General features: G+C 67.9%; 14 protein-coding genes and 2 pseudogenes. 7 read left to right on the top strand and 9 right to left on the bottom strand.

Going from position 1 to position 14,429, the window contains the following annotated elements:
• Positions 1 to 2 precede the first annotated feature (2 nt).
• Genes J7I89_RS17560 through J7I89_RS17570 form a run of 3 tightly spaced genes read right to left on the bottom strand, consistent with a single transcriptional unit; the run spans position 3 to position 2,625 of the window.
• A complete protein-coding gene (locus J7I89_RS17560) occupies positions 3 to 653 on the bottom strand; it encodes a dihydrofolate reductase family protein (protein WP_214973001.1) in 651 nt (216 codons plus the stop codon).
• Positions 650 to 2,221 carry a DUF4389 domain-containing protein gene (locus tag J7I89_RS17565; protein ID WP_214973003.1) on the bottom strand — a complete coding sequence of 524 codons (1,572 nt, stop codon included), beginning with the start codon at positions 2,219 to 2,221 and terminating at the stop codon, positions 650 to 652. Before J7I89_RS17565 ends, J7I89_RS17560 begins: the two co-directional genes overlap by 4 nt.
• Positions 2,218 to 2,625, bottom strand: coding sequence for a hypothetical protein (locus J7I89_RS17570; RefSeq protein WP_214973005.1), 408 nt, complete (start codon positions 2,623 to 2,625; stop codon positions 2,218 to 2,220). The genes J7I89_RS17565 and J7I89_RS17570 overlap by 4 nt, the downstream gene beginning before the upstream one ends.
• 241 nt (positions 2,626 to 2,866) lie before the next feature.
• Here J7I89_RS17570 and J7I89_RS17575 point away from each other — a divergent pair, with 241 nt between their 5' ends.
• Entirely contained in the window at positions 2,867 to 4,357 is a 1,491-nt protein-coding gene (locus tag J7I89_RS17575; protein ID WP_214973011.1) for an amidohydrolase, read from the top strand.
• Here J7I89_RS17575 and J7I89_RS17580 read toward each other — a convergent pair.
• The 4 genes and pseudogenes from J7I89_RS17580 to J7I89_RS25355 form a co-directional block, all read right to left on the bottom strand.
• Entirely contained in the window at positions 4,354 to 4,863 is a 510-nt protein-coding gene (locus tag J7I89_RS17580; RefSeq protein WP_214973013.1) for a hypothetical protein, read from the bottom strand. The two genes, J7I89_RS17575 and J7I89_RS17580, sit on opposite strands and share 4 nt — an antisense overlap.
• A gap of 117 nt (positions 4,864 to 4,980) precedes the next feature.
• Positions 4,981 to 5,484: a phospholipase domain-containing protein gene (locus J7I89_RS25345; RefSeq protein ID WP_308159953.1), complete on the bottom strand. Its 504-nt coding sequence runs from the start codon at positions 5,482 to 5,484 to the stop codon at positions 4,981 to 4,983.
• Between the two features lie 286 nt (positions 5,485 to 5,770).
• Positions 5,771 to 5,941: pseudogene (locus tag J7I89_RS25350) on the bottom strand (alkaline phosphatase family protein); the annotation flags it as partial.
• Between the two features lie 220 nt (positions 5,942 to 6,161).
• Positions 6,162 to 6,902, bottom strand: a pseudogene (locus tag J7I89_RS25355) (alkaline phosphatase family protein); the annotation flags it as partial.
• A gap of 186 nt (positions 6,903 to 7,088) precedes the next feature.
• On the opposite strand from J7I89_RS25355, the gene J7I89_RS17590 reads away from it, so the two are divergent.
• The 3 genes from J7I89_RS17590 to J7I89_RS17600 all read left to right on the top strand — a co-directional run bounded on the left by J7I89_RS17590 (position 7,089) and on the right by J7I89_RS17600 (position 9,267).
• Complete coding sequence (locus J7I89_RS17590; protein WP_214973014.1) at positions 7,089 to 7,481, top strand: nuclear transport factor 2 family protein; 393 nt, start codon at positions 7,089 to 7,091, stop codon at positions 7,479 to 7,481.
• A gap of 167 nt (positions 7,482 to 7,648) precedes the next feature.
• Positions 7,649 to 8,266 carry a uracil-DNA glycosylase gene (locus tag J7I89_RS17595; protein ID WP_214973015.1) on the top strand — a complete coding sequence of 206 codons (618 nt, stop codon included), beginning with the start codon at positions 7,649 to 7,651 and terminating at the stop codon, positions 8,264 to 8,266.
• A gap of 59 nt (positions 8,267 to 8,325) precedes the next feature.
• Positions 8,326 to 9,267: a hypothetical protein gene (locus tag J7I89_RS17600; RefSeq protein ID WP_214973017.1), complete on the top strand. Its 942-nt coding sequence runs from the start codon at positions 8,326 to 8,328 to the stop codon at positions 9,265 to 9,267.
• Between the two features lie 21 nt (positions 9,268 to 9,288).
• Here the strand turns inward: J7I89_RS17600 and J7I89_RS17605 are convergent, their stop codons facing one another.
• Both J7I89_RS17605 and J7I89_RS17610 read right to left on the bottom strand, forming a co-directional pair.
• The gene (locus J7I89_RS17605) at positions 9,289 to 10,533 is read right to left on the bottom strand and encodes a type II toxin-antitoxin system HipA family toxin (protein ID WP_214973019.1); all 1,245 of its coding nucleotides are present in this window, start codon (positions 10,531 to 10,533) and stop codon (positions 9,289 to 9,291) included.
• On the bottom strand, positions 10,530 to 10,838 hold the full coding sequence (locus J7I89_RS17610) for a helix-turn-helix transcriptional regulator (protein WP_214973021.1): 309 nt from the start codon (positions 10,836 to 10,838) through the stop codon (positions 10,530 to 10,532). Before J7I89_RS17610 ends, J7I89_RS17605 begins: the two co-directional genes overlap by 4 nt.
• Positions 10,839 to 11,028: 190 nt before the next feature.
• Here J7I89_RS17610 and J7I89_RS17615 point away from each other — a divergent pair, with 190 nt between their 5' ends.
• From J7I89_RS17615 to J7I89_RS17625, 3 genes are read left to right on the top strand one after another with little or no spacing between them, the layout of a single operon-like run.
• Positions 11,029 to 11,745, top strand: coding sequence for a FadR/GntR family transcriptional regulator (locus tag J7I89_RS17615; protein ID WP_214973022.1), 717 nt, complete (start codon positions 11,029 to 11,031; stop codon positions 11,743 to 11,745).
• Positions 11,746 to 11,775: 30 nt separating this feature from the next.
• Positions 11,776 to 12,855, top strand: a complete 1,080-nt coding sequence (locus tag J7I89_RS17620; RefSeq protein WP_214973023.1) for an asparaginase — start codon at positions 11,776 to 11,778, stop codon at positions 12,853 to 12,855.
• A gap of 9 nt (positions 12,856 to 12,864) precedes the next feature.
• The gene (locus J7I89_RS17625) at positions 12,865 to 14,280 is read left to right on the top strand and encodes an aspartate ammonia-lyase (protein ID WP_214973024.1); all 1,416 of its coding nucleotides are present in this window, start codon (positions 12,865 to 12,867) and stop codon (positions 14,278 to 14,280) included.
• Positions 14,281 to 14,429: the final 149 nt, after the last annotated feature.

The following is a 14,429-nucleotide window of genomic DNA, read 5'->3' on the forward strand; positions in this document are numbered from 1 at the left end:
CCTCAGTCCCGGATCCTTTCCTGCCCGTCCCGCACTTCGAACTCCCCCACTTCCAGGTCGCCGGCACCGAAGGCCGTGGGCAGGAGGGTCAGGTAGACGGCACCCGTCGACGTGGCCTTGCTCCCGGCGAGGGTGAACGTGGAGGGCACTGCCCCGGTTTCAAAGAGCCGCTTGCCTTGGCCAAGCACCACCGGAAAGATGAACAGCCGGTACTCGTCCACCAGGCCGGCGTCGTGCAGCGCGCGGGCAAGCCGGTGGCTGCCGTGGACCTGGAGTTCCCGGCCGGGTTCGGCCTTGAGGTCGTCGATGGCCTCCAGGAAGTTGCCGGAGAGGACTGTGGTGTTGTTCCACTCGGGGTCCGTGAGGGTGTTGGAAACGACATACTTCGGCAGGCGGTTGAGCGCGGCGGCCACGGCGTTGTCCGGGTCCGTGACCTGCTTCCAGTAGGGGTGGAACATCTCGTACGTGGTGCGGCCCAGGAGGATGGCGTCGGCCTGGGCGAACCAGCCGTCGACGATCCTGCCCATGTCGTCGTCGTAGTGCGGCACCAGCCAGCCGCCGAATTCGAAGCCCCCGGACGGATCCTCTTCCCTGCCGCCTGGCCCCTGCATGACGCCGTCGAGGGTCAGGAACGTGTGGACCGTGAGTTTCATGATGGGCCTTTCGGAGGAGTGCCAGGGTGCGGCTCGCCAGGATCGGCCGGGCCCATGTCGAGGCGGAACGGCGGATAGTCGTCCCGCATGAGTGCCACGTAGGCGGCGACGCGGTAGACCCAGCGGTTCAGGCCGAGCAACAGGTCAAACAGGCTCCAGAGGTATCTGCCCGTGAACAGTAGTATGACGCCGGCTATGAGGACCAGGAGCGAGATCAGCGCAATGGAGCCGCCCGAGGCGTAGCGGCCTCCGTACGTCGACCAGTCGTCGTCGGACGCCACCCAGGTGCGCGTGGCGCCGGCGAGAACACCCACGATCAGCAGGTGCGGGATGGCCAGCAGCCAGGACTTGACCAGCACCAGGCCGCGGGAGAGGCGCTCCGGGTAGTCGACGTCGAAGTCCGCCGGGTAGTCCGTGCGGGCCAGCGTGAAGGGCGGGTAGCGGTCGGTTCCGATCGCCGAGAAGGCGTAGAAGGACACCCGCCAGCTCCAGCGCAGCACGCCGACGTTGAAATTGAACAGCGAGCGCGGATAGCGGGCCGTGAACAGGATCGCGAACCAGGCCACGATGGTGGTCACGATCAGGGCGAACCAGAGGAAGAACAGGACGATCAGGTGCGGGATGGCCAGGAACCACTTGACCAGCCACATCCAGCGGGACAGTGCCGGGTCCAGGTGCCCGCTCAGGCGCGCCGGGTACGGCACGTTGTCGAAGAGCCCGACGGCGGCCGGCGGCGCCGCTGTGCCGGGAGGTTGTCCGCCCGCACCGGCGCCCTGGACTCCTGCGGCGCCCGCGGACCCGGCGCCCGGAGCTCCGGGAGCGGCCGCGTGGGCGAACGGTGCCTGTGCGCCGGCGCCGGGAGGTCCCGCCGCCGGATAGTGGGGCGGCGGCCCGTGCCGTCCGAGTCCCGCCGCGCCGGCGACGATCAGCGGCACGCCGATGGCCAGGAGCACAATGCCCGAGATCAGCAGCCACAGGAAGAGCGGCCAGAGCAGCTCGGAGCGGACTCCCGCCTGCAGGTCCGTCGCTACGGGCGTGCTGGCGTCGGCGTTCATCACCACGACGGTCCAGCTGCCGGGCCGGACGTCCCATCTCAGCTCCTGCGTGCCGGTGCCTTCGGCGGAGGCGGCCCAGAAGCCCTGGGCGCCGGGACCGGCGGGTGTCCGGGTGCCGGGCACTTCGTTGTACTGAACCCTGAAGGGCCGGAGTTCAAGGTCCCTGATCTCTGATCTCTTAACCCCGTCGAGGTACCGGGCCGCGTCCTCCTGCGGGGCGACGCCGATGAAGATCTCCTTGCCCGGAGTGGCTGAGGCGCCGCGCAGCAGGATGCTGCCCGCGCTGTCGGAAGGAATGACGTCCGGCAGCCTTCCGCCTACCATGATGTCCAGCCCGGCGGACGTGATGGCGTACGAGCTGACTTCGAACCGGTGCGTTTGCGTCGTGAAGTAGCCTTCGTCCCGCTGCTGGAAGTTGAGCCAGCCCACGCCAACTGCCCCGGCCAGCAGCCCCAGGCCCAGGAGGGCGGAAAGCGTGCCGAGGACCACCATCACAATGCGGCCGGGTTTCATGCGTGCTCCTTGGGTCGGGCGCCGACGTGCGGATGGACGCCGTGCGTTTGCGCGCCGTGCGGATGGGCGGCGTGGGAATGCGGGCCGCGCGTTTGTGCGGCGGCGGGCCGCGGGTCCAGGATGCTGAGCCGGCACGGACGTTCGGACGTTCCCTCGCCACTGAGCTCTGTCAGCTGGGCGGGGTCATGGAGCGCAGTGATGGCTTCCTCCACGGCCCGCGCCTTGGTCAGGTCAAGGACGATTTCCCGGCCCGGCAGGAGGGTCCGGGCCCGCCGGGCGATGATGTACAGCGCCCGGATGTTGGCTGCTGTGACAGTTCCGCGCACCTCGATGCGGGCGCGTTCCATGTTGGGATCGATGTGCACCAGGACCTTGAGCCGGTGGTGCGTTGCGGTGCGGTCCATCGCACTCACGTCCCTCCGGGGGGCTGCGGCAATGACTCAAGAATTCCAGCGGCCTGGATGTAAGCGCTCATGCCGACGCCTCCCCCGACTTCATTGTCAGAACCCGTGTCACGTCCAGAATGCACCTTCTTATCTGTGCTGGGAAGAGGGCGGAAACGCGGGGAGTGCGCGGTGCAACGCAGGCGCAAAATGAGCGGCAGAGTGAATTGGCGACGACGCGATCCGCCCATAGCCTGTTCCTATGCTTTCCAGTGCAGCGGACCGTGCCTTGCCAGACATTGTGCTGGCTTCCGTCCGGCAGCCCGGCGACACGGCCTGCTCCAACATTCACGTCCGCGACGGTCTCGTTTCCCGGATCACCGCCGCGGACGAGCTGCCCCGGAGTGTCCGTGTTGTCGGCTTCGACGGGCGGTATGCCGTTCCTGGCCTCTGGGATGAGCACGTCCACATGACGCAGTGGGCGCTGGCGGCCAACCGGATTGACCTGTCGCCGGCGGAGTCGGCGCGGGGCGCCGTGGACCTCGTTCGTTCCCGCATTTCCGGCGCCGGCCCCGCCCGGACACTGGTGGGGGTCGGCTTCCGGGATGCGGTGTGGGATGACGTTCCCGGCCTGGAACTGCTCGACGACGCGACGCAGGGAGTGCCGACGGCCCTGATCAGCCATGATCTTCACTGTGTGTGGCTGAATTCCGCGGCGGCCGAGCGCTACGGCGTGCGGCCCGATGCCGGGGGCCTGCTCCGTGAGGACGCGGCGTTTGCGCTCACGCGCGAGCTGGGCCGCCTGCCCGACGACGTCGTGGACGGCTGGGTGCGCACCGCCGCCGGCGAGGCGGCCGCCCGCGGAATCGTGGGTGTGGTCGACTTCGAGATGACCTGGAACCGCGACGTCTGGCTGCGCCGGATTGCCGGCGGATTCGACTCGTTCCGGGTGGACGCAGGGGTGTATCCGGAGGACCTGGAACGGGCGGCAGCTGCGGGAATGCGGACCGGTCAACTCCTTGACGGCGGTGCCGGGCTGTTGAGCGTGGGTCCGCTGAAGGTGCTGATCGACGGGTCCCTCAACACCCGCACCGCGTACTGCGTGGATCCGTATCCGCACGGCGGCCGGGGGATCCTGACTGTGAGCGAAGCGGAACTGCTGGCGCTGCTGGTGCGGGCCCGGGAGTCCGGGTTCGTTCCGGCGGTTCATGCGATCGGCGACGCCGCCAATCAGGTGGCGCTGGACGCCTTCGCCGCAGCGGGCATCCGCGGGCGCGTCGAGCACGCGCAGTTTGTGCGCCACGAGGACTTCGTCCGTTTTGGCGAACTGGATTTGACGGCCAGCGTCCAGCCGGTCCACGCCCTCGACGACCGCGACGCCGCGGACGCCAACTGGGGTGGCCGGACCGACCGGGCCTTCCCGCTGCGTTCGTTGCTGGAAGCCGGCGCCTCCCTTGCCCTCGGGTCCGATGCGCCGGTGGCACCGCTGGATCCGTGGTTGGCAATGTCGGCGGCCACCACCAGGTCCCGGCAGGACGGTCGCGGGCCGTGGCACCAGGAGCAGGCCATCACGCGCCAGGAGGCGCTCGTCGCCTCTACCCGGGGACGCGGGCGCATCCGTGTCGGGGAAGCGGCGGACGTCGCGGTGCTCGACGGCGACCCGCTGGCGGTGCCGGATTCGGTGTTCGCAGCAATGCCGGTTGCCGCCACGCTGGTGGCGGGCCGGCTCACGTACCGGGGCCCAGGCGTTTAGACCCCTTTGGCGCGCGCCTGGACGAGGTTGGCGAACGGCAGCCTGCCATACTGCTCACGGAAATCGGCGTGGTACTTAGCTTCCGCCAGGTTCACCTCGGCTGCCGGCAGCTCTTTCCAGGCGATCACTAGGGACTGCGGATCGGCGAGCTGCCAAATCAATCGGCCGTCCCAATGGCCCGGCGGCTTGCCCTTCCCGAAGTCGACAAACTCCTGTATTTGCCTGCGAAGTCCCCGGTTACCCTTGCTTCCGGGTCCGGCTTTTCCCAGGTACAGGACATCGGCGTCGTCGATCCATTCCGCAGCCAGAGCTGCCTCGCGCAGCGAGGGGTCCTTCTTCTTGAACACTCCGGCCGTGCTCTTCGCCAGGAACCGCGGCTCATAGCCGTCGGGCTTGAGCACCGCGAAGATCCCGGGAGCCTGCGGAACCCTGTTGATTTCCAGCCTGGCAAGCGGCCGGAACCCGGCGAACCCGGCGTCCCTGAGCGTTTGTTTGTTGATCGGCAATGGGTTCCTTACGCGGGGCGGAGTACGGCGGGCGCCCAAGTCTAAGTCCGCCTGCTACCGACGATCCTGTCACGGCCTGCATTGGAGCTACACCTTGGGCGCCACCGCGCCGGGCGGTCAGCCGGAGATCCCCTCCCCGCCGTCCTCGTCCCGGCCAGTAGCCCGGCGCCGGAATCCGGCGTCGTCCACTGAGGTGAGCTCGACGTCATACCAGCCACCAGGTGCGGGCCACCCGAGTTTCTTCCGTTGCCCGGACTTCAGCACGAGCTGTTCAGCCGCCTCGGCGTACTGCAACGAGCGCACTTCAAGGCTCACAGTACCCGGACCGTGGTTGCTGATCTCCAGTTCCACGTCGCGCTGTCCGGTGCGCCCGGCGACGGTGAGGTCGACGCCGGCCGCGGCGCCCGCCGTCGAACCTTTCAGTTCGTACTGGAAGCGGTTGGGGCCGAGGACCGTCAGGTCGTAGCTGCCGGCGGGAACGGGTACCTGGAGGTCCTGCCGTCCGAGGACGTCGATGTGCTGCGGTTCGGTGAATTCCCCCTTGTAGCCGTAGACCATGAAGTGCGCCGACTGTTTTCCGTTGTTCGCCAGGCTCAGGGTGACGCCGGCGGCCGCGGCCACGCCGTGGACCCTGGGGCCTGTAGGGCAACGGGCGTGCAGGCCGCGGACCCGTTTCCTGGACCGGGGCCGACTGGACGTCGGGCGGGCTGGGCCGCCAGCGGCTGATGGCCGGCGGGACAGGACCGGGGTGCTCCAGCACCGGTGGCTTGCCCGCGGAATCGAAGTTGAACACGCTGGTCAGGTCCCCGCAGACCGTCCGGCGCCATTCGGAGATGTTGGGCTCCTCGACGCCGGTCCAGCGTTCCAGGAAGCGGATCACGGAGGTGTGGTCGAAGACTTCGGAGCTGACGTAGCCGCCGATCGTCCACGGCGAGACCACGGTCATGGGAACCCTGGGGCCCAGCCCGATCGGCTGGCCAGTGAACCAGTCCGTCGATTCTCCCGACGCCGGTCGCGGCTGGACAGGCGGGGGAACGTGGTCGAAGTAGCCGTCGTTCTCGTCGAAGTTCAGGAAGATCGAAGAGCGCCCTGTCCGTTTCGCTCAGACGCGCGCGGGCCTCCTCAAGCTGGGCCAGGAGGTGTTGCTGTTCAGCGGGCGTCTTCCCGGCGAGCTTGTCGTAGAACTCTTCCGTGGTCCGGAGGGTGCCGTCCACGGAGGCCAGCATGGTGTGGCCGATTTCCTTGAAGGTCTTGAAGTACTCGACTGCGTTGTCGGTGAAGTTGTCCCAGTCCTGGTAGATCCGCCATGACACCCCGGCCTGCTCCAGCCGCTCGGGGTAGCTAGTCCAGTCATAGCCGGCATGGTCGTAGCCGTAGGCGGCGTTGGTAACGGCACGGTTGGTGCTGCCGGGCTCATTGAGCGAAGTTCCGGACCACAGGTAGTTGCGGTTGGGATTGGTGGAGCCGTTCACCGAGCAGTGGTAGGCGTCGCAGATGGTGAACGTGTCGGCCAGCTCGTACTGCAGCGGAATGTCGGACCGCTCGTAGAACGTCATGGTGGACGGCCCCTTGGCTGGAATCCATTTGTCGCACCAGCCGTTGTTCCACGCCGCCGTGGTGCCCTTGAATGAGTGGTCGAGGTCGCCCAGGTACTGGATGTCGGAACCGGGCCGCCCGGCAAGCTCGGCGGCCTTGCGCAGCGAGAACGGCAGCACGGGTTCGCCCGTGGCGCGGGGCTGTTCGAACATGGACTTGCCATCGGGCAGCCGCGGGGTCGATTTGTCGCCGAAGCCGCGGACGCCGCGCAGCGATCCGAAGTAGTGGTCGAAGGACCTGTTCTCCTGCATGAGGACGATGACGTGCTTGATGGCCTGGAGGCCGCCGGGCCGGATGGGCTGGGCCATGGCCGCCTGCACCGATGGCGGGAGCAGTGAGCCCGTGGCGGCAAGCGCCGTCGCTGCCGCCGCAGTGCCGAGGAAACCTCGGCGGGACAACCCCGACGCAGCGGTGCGTTCGGAGCGGGGGACGAGGGGGGACATGTAAGGGTGCCTTTCCGGGGGTGTTGTTGCCACCGATCAAGTTAGGACGCCCGGATGAAGGCGCAGTTGCGCGCCGGGAAACTGCTAGGGCATGTCTCGCAAAATCGCCATCGACAAGCGTATTGGCCAGGAATACCCTTGACCCGTCCGAGAGTGTTCCGACAATGGAGACGGAGAGGTCCGGAAATGGGAACCCAGGAAAATGTTGAACTGATCCGGCGCGGCTACGAGGCTTTCGACGCCGGGGATATGGCGACACTCCGCGAATTATTCGCTGAGGACGCAGTCTGGTACGTCGCCGGAAACGGCGTGCTATCGGGGACCAAACAGGGACGTGAGGCCATCCTGGCCTATTTCGGCGAACTGGCGACGCGCTCTGACGGAACCTTCAAGGTGACACTGCAGGAGCTCATCGGAGGGGATAACCACATTGTCGGGCTGCAGCACAACCATGCTGAGACCAACGGCAAGACTCTGGACACGGATGGCGCCCTGACGTTCCAAGTCCGCGACGGCAAGGTTACCGAAGGCCGGGAGTTCTACGTTGACACAGCCCAGGGAGACGCCTTCTGGGCGTAGCCCCAGGTCAGGAGGCCCAGCCGTTCCCTCAGAGAACGCGCTGGGTCCTCCCGGGGCCCGTGTCCCGGGTTGCTCGTTAACGTCCGGACCTGCCCGACCACCGCGCCAAAAGCGTACAGTGGAACAAGACGCCTGATTCTGGACGCCGTGCTGCTGAGGGAGAGATCGTGACGATTGACTGGGACGAAAAAAAGGCCCTGCTACAGGAACCGAACATCGCGGCGGTGACGCAGCTTTGCGACGAACTCATGCAAAAGAAGCCGGGATCCACCGTCCCCTACATCGACCCCGTCCATGACGAGGACGAATGCAGGATCGTCAGCCTCCACGTGAGCCCCGGCAAGGGTACCGAGTCCGGCTTCGTGTCCCACTTCAACGACGACGAGGCCGCGCGCCGGGCAACGCAGATCTACGAGCTCGCCGAACTGGACCCGCGCTACGTCATGCCGTGGAATGCGTACCCCTGGGTCCGGGATCCGGACCTGCCGTCAGCCCTGAACGTCCAGGAAAAAACGGACGGCCTGCGCCCCTTCCGCCAGTTCATGAAAATCAACAAACGAGTCTCGGCCATCATCGCCCACGGCACCGATGCGGCCACCTTCCTCACCCTCTTCGAGAAGACCTACCACTCCTCCCTGAAGAACAGCGGCATCAAAATCTACAAGGCCAGCGCGCTCGGCGGGCGGGCCTTTGCTGTTTCCGAAGCCAAACAGGAGGAACTCCTCACCAAGAGCGTCGACATCTACAAGGACGCCATGCAGCGGGCAGGCATCCAGCACCTGTAGACCGAGTTCGGCCCGAAAGGGCCACTCCCCCGCGGCCCGCACGGATGTTAGCTTGAGGAATGGACGTGCTCGGCTGGCTGCTCGACTCTGACCCCTCGATCCGGTGGCAGGTCCTGCGCGACCTTACGGATGCGCCCGACGAACAGGTCCTCGCCGAACGGGCCCGCGTCGCCACCGAAGGCTGGGGCTCCCGGCTGCTCGCTCTGCAGGGCGACGACGGCCAATGGGACGGGGGCACGTTCTTCCCGTCGCCGTACCATAACTCCGAGAAGGGCCAGCCCTGGACTGCCACGACGTTCACCCTGCTGCTCCTGCGCGAGTTCGGGCTCGAGCCCGGTAGCGTCGAAGCCCGGCGCGCGGTCAAACTCGTCCGGGAGAACAGCCGCTGGGAAGAGGGCGGCCAGCTGTTCTTCGAAGGCGAAGTGGAGCCGTGCATCAACGGCAAGGCCGTGGCCATTGGAGCCTACTTCGGCGAAAACGTCGACGGCGTGGTCGCGCGGCTGCTCGGGGAACAGCTCGCGGACGGCGGCTGGAACTGCGAAGCGGAACGGGGCTCCGTACGGTCGTCCTTCGCCACCACGATCAACGTGCTCGAAGGCCTGCTGGACCACGAACGCGCCACCGGCGGGACGCCGGCATCGGTGGCGGCCCGGCAGCGCGGCGAGGAGTACCTGCTCGAGCGCGCACTCCTCCGGCGCAAGAGCACCGGCGAGCTGATCAACGCGGACTGGCTGCAGTTCTCGTACCCGACGCGCTGGTTCTACGACGTGCTCCGCGGCCTGGACTACTTCCGGGATGCCGGCGGCGCCCCGGACCAACGCCTCGCCGAGGCAGTCGGGGTGCTGCGCTCGAAACGGCAACCCGACGGCACCTGGCTGCTGGAAAACACCCATCCCGGACGGATCCACTTCGCACTCGAGGACGGCGACGGGCGACCGAGCAGGTGGAACACCCTCAGGGCGCTGCGAGTGCTCAAGTGGTACGAGCAGGCGCAGCCGTGACCTCGGTATGAATCCGGGCATTCACCCCTCCAGCAGCCTTCGCCTGTGTCTGAGTTCCTTGACCCATGCCCGGGTGACCATGTCCGGGAAAGGCGAGGCGCCGCCGTCGTGCGCTGACGCGAACGCCGCGCCCGCCTCCAGGTCCGCGAGCAGCGGTCCGGCCGCTTTCAAGGCCAGCTCCACCACCTGCGTGGCCGCGCGCTCCGTGAGTCCGAGCTCCATGGCCCAGCCCAGGAAATGCCGCCGCGAGATGCCGCTCCGCTTGCCGCCGAGCGTCAGGGCGAGCGTTTTGTCGCCGTAGACCACTGTGGAGGGGATGTCGTACACGGGCGCGATGGACCACTCCCCCGACGGATGCTGCACCATGGACACGTTCTTGGCATGCAGGTCCCCGTTGCCGCTCAGCCAGGCGAAACCCACCTGGATCGCGAGGTTTCGCAGGGCCGGCAGCGGCGCCGCGCAGTACGCCGCGAGGGCGGTGCACACGGTCCCGAACCCCACGTTGTACTTGTCGGCCGGGTACAGCTTCAGCACCTGCGCGCCGTCCTCGACGGCGAGGCGCTGCACGGCGTCCGGCTCACCCGCCGCTGCAGGCAGGCCCGCCAGCGGCACCCGATCGAAGCGCTCCACGAGCAGCCCCGGCCGGCCGGCCACGTCCCGCATCAGCTGCACCCGGCTCAGCGGAATCCGCAGCTTCGCCGCATACCGGAACATGATGAGCTCGTTCTCCACCACGTGCGGAAACTCCGGCGCGTTGAGCTTGAGGATGAACCGCCGGCCGGCGCTGGCCACGGGCATGGAGATCATTCCGGCGGACAGCTTGTCCTGGACGCCGGCCAGTGCCACGGGATCGATCAGGCCCGAGTCCCCCAGCAGTTCGTCGAAGTCCACCGGTTTCCGCGGATCCACCTCCACGGCGTGCTCCTCCGGATCCAGCGGCTCGCCGTGCCCCACAATCTGCACGTCCCCCACCGGGTTCCCGCCCGCGGCGATGAGCAGGGACAGGTCATCGTCAGCACTGGTCTTGATGGACCGGCGCAGCGCGTTCAGCCGGCGCCCCTCCGGCAGCAGCCCGGTAAAGTACGGCGGGGCGGCGCCTGCCGCGGACAGCACCGGCTCCGCAGTCAGCGGCAGGGAACTCGCGACCGCGGGACCGCCCTGCTGCAGGTAGCCGGGCAGGTAACTGAACTTCGTGCCGCCGTCGTGACGTTCCAGCCGCGCGGCCAGCACGCCCCTCTTGTAGATGTCGGCGACGCGGTGCCTCATGGCCGTGCGCTGCTTTCGGAGGCGCCGTCCGACGACGGGACGTCCGACGGCGGGACGCCCGACGGCTGGCTCACCAGAGCGCGCGCCGCATCCCGGGACCGTGTGCTGAGCCGCAGTTCGAGGCCGAGCGTTTCCAGGACCGCCAGCAGCGAGTCCAGCTGCACGCTCGGCTTGCCCTGCTCAACGAATCGGACAAACCGCTCGGAGACGCCGGCCATGTCGGCGAGGTCCTGCTGGCTCAACCGGAGCGCGGCCCTGCGGGCGCGGACTTCAGCGCCGAGTGTTTCGGGGAAGGTTGTGGCCATACGTGGACTCCCGAATAGGAACGAACGTGCCGATGTAGGCGTTCCTCCAGAGTAATCCGTTCCATGCTGAACGAAAAGGGGTGAGATTCGGAACGATCGTGCCGCATGTCAGCCCCAAGGTTTCCGCAAAGCCAGCCTCTAGCGATTGCGGCAGTTGACATCGCCGTGTGACCCGTGCCATATTTCAAGGGTGAACCTGTCAGACAGCCGGACAGCCGGACAGCAAGGTGTTGGAGCCGCTTCTCCGCTTGCCCGCCTCAGCGCCGCCGAGGCTGTCTTCAACGCGATCCGCGGCGACATCGAAAGCGGCCGCGTCGCCGTCGGCGCCAAACTCAACTCCGAGGCAGCCCTTGCCCAGCAGTACGGTGTCAGCCGTTCGGTGATCCGCGAGGCCCTCCGGTCCTGCACCGCCCTCGGCCTGACCGTGACCCGCACCGGCCGCGGCTCGTTCGTCGTCGCTGACCACGTGGCCAATGACCTCGTGCTCGGACAGTTCTCGGCCCGTGACCTGAATGAGGCGCGGCCGCACATCGAAGTTCCCGCCGCAGGGCTCGCCGCCGAGCGCCGGACCGCCGAGGACCTGGACATCCTCCGTGCGATGGTGGCCTCCATGTCCGTGGAAACCGACCCCGAAGCCTGGGTGGTGCTCGATTCCGGCTTCCATGCTGCCATTGCCCGGGCCAGCGGCAACAAGGTCTTCGAAAGCGTCGTGGCGGACATCCGTGACGCCCTGACCCACCAGTCCGAAACCCTGAACCTGGTGACCGACCGCCAGCAGGCCTCCGACGTCGAACACCAGCGCATCCTCGATGCCATCGAAGCGGGATCCGCCGCAGACGCCAGCGCCGCCATGAGCGCGCACCTCCGCGCCGTGGGCGACGCCCTCGACTCCATCCTCAGCCAGTAACCGCCCAGCCAGATAACAGCCAAGGACTCCATGCTCTCCCCTGCCTTGCCCGTCCATGCCCACGCCCGGGACCACACAGCTCCGGACCTCACGGCTCTCGACTTCACGGCCCTGCCTCGGCACGCCGCCCTGGCAGTCCAGACCCGCGACGGCCTCGTGGAAAGCGTCCACTACGGCTCGCTCATCGCCACCGCGCCCGACGGCGGCATCCTGCTCTCCGCCGGGGAGCCGCTGGCGGCGTTTTATCCGCGGTCCTCGCTCAAGCCCCTGCAGGCCGTGGCCATGGTCCGGGCCGGACTCGACCTCCCCGCCGACCTCCTGGCCCTCACCGCCGCCAGCCACTCCGGATCCGCCGAGCACCGCGACGGCGCCCTCCGTATCCTCCAGCTCCACGGGCTCACGGCCTCGGCCCTGGAAAACACCACCGACCTCCCCTACGGCAACCTCGAGCGCGACGAATGGCTCCGCGAGGGCGGGCTCCCCACCCGGATCACCCAGAACTGCTCCGGCAAGCACGCCGCCATGGCCGCCACCTGCGTCATCAACGGCTGGCCGGTGCGGGGCTACCTCGACCCCGGGCACCCGTTACAGCAGCTCGTGGGGCAGACCGTGGCGGAGCTGACCGGCGAGGAGCCGTCCGGCACCAGCACCGACGGCTGCGGCACCCCCCTGTTCGCCCTGACCCTCGCCGGCATGGCCCGCGCCTTCGGCCGCCTCGCCTCCGCGGAACTTCCGGACGGTGCGTCCGCCCCGGAAAGTCCGGAAGCCGCCGTCGCGCATGCCATGCGGAACCATCCGGAGATGGTGGCGGGCGAAGGCCGCGACGTCACCGACCTCATGCGCCTCATGCCGGGAATGCTCGCAAAGGACGGTTTTGAGGGCATCCAGCTGGTGGGCCTGCCGGACGGCCGCGCCATCGCGGTCAAGATTTCCGACGGCGGCGACCGCGCCCGCATGCCCGTCACCGTGCAGGCGCTGGAAGCGCTCGACGTCGACACCGCCCCGCTCGCGGGCATCGCCACCGGCGCTGTCCTCGGCGGCGGCACGCCCGTGGGCCTGCTGCAGGCCGTAGATTTTTCCTCCCTTGTCCCTGCCAACGACGCCAAATAAGGACCGCCCATGACCGAAACCCATACCCTCCCGGACGTCCGGTCCGAGCACGACCTGCTCGGCGACCGGGACGTTCCCGCCACCGCGTACTGGGGCGTGCACACGCTCCGCGCCGTGGAGAACTTCCCCATCACCGGCCAGCCGCTGTCCACCAACATGCACCTGGTCCGCGGCCTGGCCGCCGTGAAACTCGCCGCCGCCCGCACCAACCTCGAGCTCGGGCTGCTGGACGCCGAGCGCGCCGCCGCCATCGAGCAGGCCTGCACCGACGTCATGAACGGGCTCCTCAGCGACCAGTTCGTGGTGGACGTCATCCAGGGCGGCGCCGGAACGTCGTCGAACATGAACGCCAACGAGGTCATCGCCAACCGGGCCCTGGAAATCCTGGGCCACCCCAAGGGCGACTACGCCCGCCTGCACCCGAACGACCACGTCAACCTCAGCCAGTCCACCAACGACGTCTACCCCACCGCGGTCAAGCTGGGCACCATCTTCGCCGCCCGGGAACTGCTCGCCGCCCTGGCCGAACTCGAGGACGCGTTCGCGGAAAAGGCCCTCGAGTTCCGCACCGTCGTCAAAATGGGCCGCACCCAGCTCCAGGACGCCGTGCCCATGACCCTGGGCCAGGAATTCGGCACCTACGCCGTCACCATCGGCGAGGACCGGCTCCGGCTGGCCGAAGCGGACCTGCTGATCCACGAAATCAACCTCGGCGCCACCGCCATCGGCACCGGCCTGAACGCCGCTCCCGGCTACGCCGAAGCCGCCTGCCGGCACCTGGCCGAGATCACCGGCCTGCCGCTGGTCACCGCCGTGGACCTGATCGAGGCCACCCAGGACGTCGGCGCCTTCGTGCACCTCTCCGGCGTGCTCAAGCGCGTGGCCGTGAAGCTCTCCAAGATCTGCAACGACCTGCGCTTGCTCTCCTCCGGCCCGCGCGCCGGCTTCGGCGAGATCAACCTCCCCGCCGTGCAGTCCGGCTCCTCCATCATGCCCGGCAAGATCAACCCGGTGATCCCGGAAGTCGTCAGCCAGGTCGCCTACGAAGTCATCGGCAACGACGTCACCATCACCATGGCCGCCGAAGCCGGGCAACTCCAGCTCAACGCCTTCGAACCCATCATCGTCCACAGCCTCCACAAGAGCATCTCCCACCTCGAAGCAGCTTGCCGCACCCTCACGGCACGCTGCGTCCGCGGCATCACCGCCAACACCGAACACCTCCGCCACACCGTGGAACAATCCATCGGCCTGGTCACCGCCCTGAACCCCCACCTGGGCTACGCCACCGCCACCGCCATCGCCCAGGAAGCACTCGCCACCGGCCGGGGCGTGGCCGAACTCGTCCTCGAACACGGCCTCCTCACCGCCGAACAGCTCCAGGATCTCCTCAGCCCCGAACGCCTGGCCAACCTCAGCAAATAGCCACCGCTGGACCCCCGAACCGCAAACCAAAGGATCCCCCATGTCCAATCCCCAACAGGGCACCGCGACCCAGGCTGCCATTACGGACCACACGGTCCCGGCCCAGGCGCACGCCACCGAATCCCTTCTTCATGCGGAAGACAAGGGCT

It is taken from the genome of Arthrobacter sp. ISL-5 (assembly GCF_018613835.1).
GTDB lineage: Bacteria > Actinomycetota > Actinomycetes > Actinomycetales > Micrococcaceae > Arthrobacter.